This window comes from Methylobacterium variabile (assembly GCF_001043975.1).
GTDB lineage: Bacteria > Pseudomonadota > Alphaproteobacteria > Rhizobiales > Beijerinckiaceae > Methylobacterium > Methylobacterium variabile.
In genome coordinates, this window is sequence record NZ_LABY01000385.1 from 1 (window position 1) to 2,104 (window position 2,104).

General features: G+C 70.6%; 3 protein-coding genes. All 3 read right to left on the reverse strand.

Annotation, left to right across the window (positions count from 1 at the left end):
- Positions 1-90: 90 nt before the first annotated feature.
- A complete protein-coding gene (locus tag VQ02_RS33240) occupies positions 91-1,035 on the reverse strand; it encodes a hypothetical protein (protein ID WP_048448549.1) in 945 nt (314 codons plus the stop codon).
- A gap of 3 nt (positions 1,036-1,038) precedes the next feature.
- On the reverse strand, positions 1,039-1,821 hold the full coding sequence (locus VQ02_RS33245; RefSeq protein ID WP_048448550.1) for a hypothetical protein: 783 nt from the start codon (positions 1,819-1,821) through the stop codon (positions 1,039-1,041).
- 91 nt (positions 1,822-1,912) lie between these two features.
- Positions 1,913-2,104: hypothetical protein (locus VQ02_RS38880; protein WP_048448551.1), on the reverse strand; the 192-nt coding region annotated here is incomplete at its 5' end.

The following is a 2,104-nucleotide window of genomic DNA, read 5'->3' on the forward strand; positions in this document are numbered from 1 at the left end:
TGATGCATGTAGATGTGTGGGTACGTGAATGTCCGAGTTGGGCAGAATATCGATCACGCTATGGTATTTTTTTTTTTTTTTAGATGTGTATCAGAGACCGCGCAGCCCCTCCAGGAACCCCTCCGCCCCGTCGAGGTCGGCCCGCTCCAGCTCCGGCACGAACCAGCGGAGGTGAGCGCGAAGGGCTTCAGCGTCCGCCCTGGAGCCGCAAGGGGCCTCCTGGACGGCGTAGGCGGCCTCTCGGGCCTCCCCCTCGGCATCCCACCGCACGTCCCCGGTCTCCGCCGTGGTGGCCTGAAGCCGGCCCCACGCCTCCCGACAGGCCTCTAGCGCCTTGTCCAGGTTGAGGGCGTCTATCTCCCGATCGGCGCCGGAGAGGCCCACCACGAGGAAGAGCCGGATGTCAGCGGCGCGGGCCTTGAGGGCGGCCATTAGGCTGGGCCGCTCCGCAGCGGAGAGGTACCACTCGATGTGCGCCACGAGAGCGCCGGCCCCGCGGAGGTCACTGCAAGGCGTCTCCAGCAGGGCGGAGACCGCATCGTTTTCGGCCTCCTCAGCGGCCCAGGAGAGCGACTTCCGAGCCTGCTGGCCGGTGGCGTCGAGGTACACTGAGGCGGCTTGGCGGGCCTCGTAGGCGAGCTGGTGGGCCCGGATGGCGAGGGAGATGGGCGAGGTTGGACCACCATCGCCGGGAGGCGCAGCGTGCTCTTCGAGGACGACCTGGAGCGCCTCCGCGAGCTTGCCGACGAGGTTGGGCCGCAGCTCGGCGTGGACGGCCGGTAGGGTGTGCGTCAGGAGCGCGGCGGCATCCGCGCTGCTGGTGCAGGGGGTGGCCATGATGGTGCGCCAGGCCCGCCCCTCCGCCTCGTCCAGGGCAGCGAAGCGAGGGCCTTCGGCGTCCCTCCGGGCGTAGGCATCATCCACCCGGGCGGCGGCAATCCGGTGGGCCCTGATGGCGGCCTGGAACGGCGAGAGCCTGGGCAGGGTGACCGGGGCGGTGTGGGTCTGGTGCTGGTACTGGTGGGCGAGCTGCATCGGTCAGCCCTCCCGGCCGGTGGTGAGGGTGGTCTGGGCCCAGGCCGGCCTATCCTCCGAGGTGCCGAACAATCCCGGCAGGGACCGCGCCGCGGCATCCTCCAGCAGGGGGCGGACCCGCTCTTCCTCGGACTCTGCCCGGGAGATGATCCCGTTCCCGAACCACCTATCGGCGAGGGGGTAACCCATGTCATCAGCCACGCGGCTGTAAAGGACGAAGGCGGAAGCCAGGGTCCCGACCTCGCGTTGGGCGGCACGCGGGAGGTGGTCCCAGGCGGTAGCGATCGTATCGAGGCTGGGAAGACCACCAGGCACCGCGACAGGCACGGGGAGCACAGAGGCGACCTCACCCCGGGCCCACGGCGCCTCCGCCTCCGCGGTCCCGAAAAGCTCCGGCAAGGCAGCTTCGGCCAGCACCATGGACTCGGTAAGCCCAGCCGAGGCAACCGCCTCGCACCGGTTGGCCGCCTTCAGGACCACCTCCCGGCCTTCGGTGTTGGCGACGATGAAGTAGAATGCGTGCAACAGCGCCGCCTCGCCGATCCGATCCCGCACGGTGGCCGGCAGGGCGTGCCAGGCGGCCCGCACCGCGCTGGGCTCCGGCAACCGGCGCGACCGCTCGATGGCGGCCTGACGCTCCTCTTCGGAGACCTCGTCCAGGTGGGCCCCGAGCGGCTTCGAGGCGTCCGCAGCGGTGAGCCTGATGGTGGGCACGGCGACAGCCGCGAGGGTGGCATCAAGGCGCACGGCATCGGCCGGCGCAACGGGGCGCTGGTGGATCGTCATGGGGGTGGCTCTCGATGGTGGGATGTGGGGCGCCGGGATGGCGCTCCGTGCGAGAGCCTGAGGCCGAACCCCAAGCTCCCGAGGCGGAGCGTCAGGGCTGCGCGGCCCGGGCCGGTGCGAAGAGCCGATAGGTCACCAGGCCGAGCATCAGGAAGTTGGGCCGGCGGGAGTGGCCGCTGATGAACTTCCGCTGGCGGACGAAGCGGACGGCTGAGGGCGGCTCATGGGTCCAGATGGCCCGGCGAGGTGACCTGGCGGCGGGGGCGCGGAGGTGGGGCAGGAG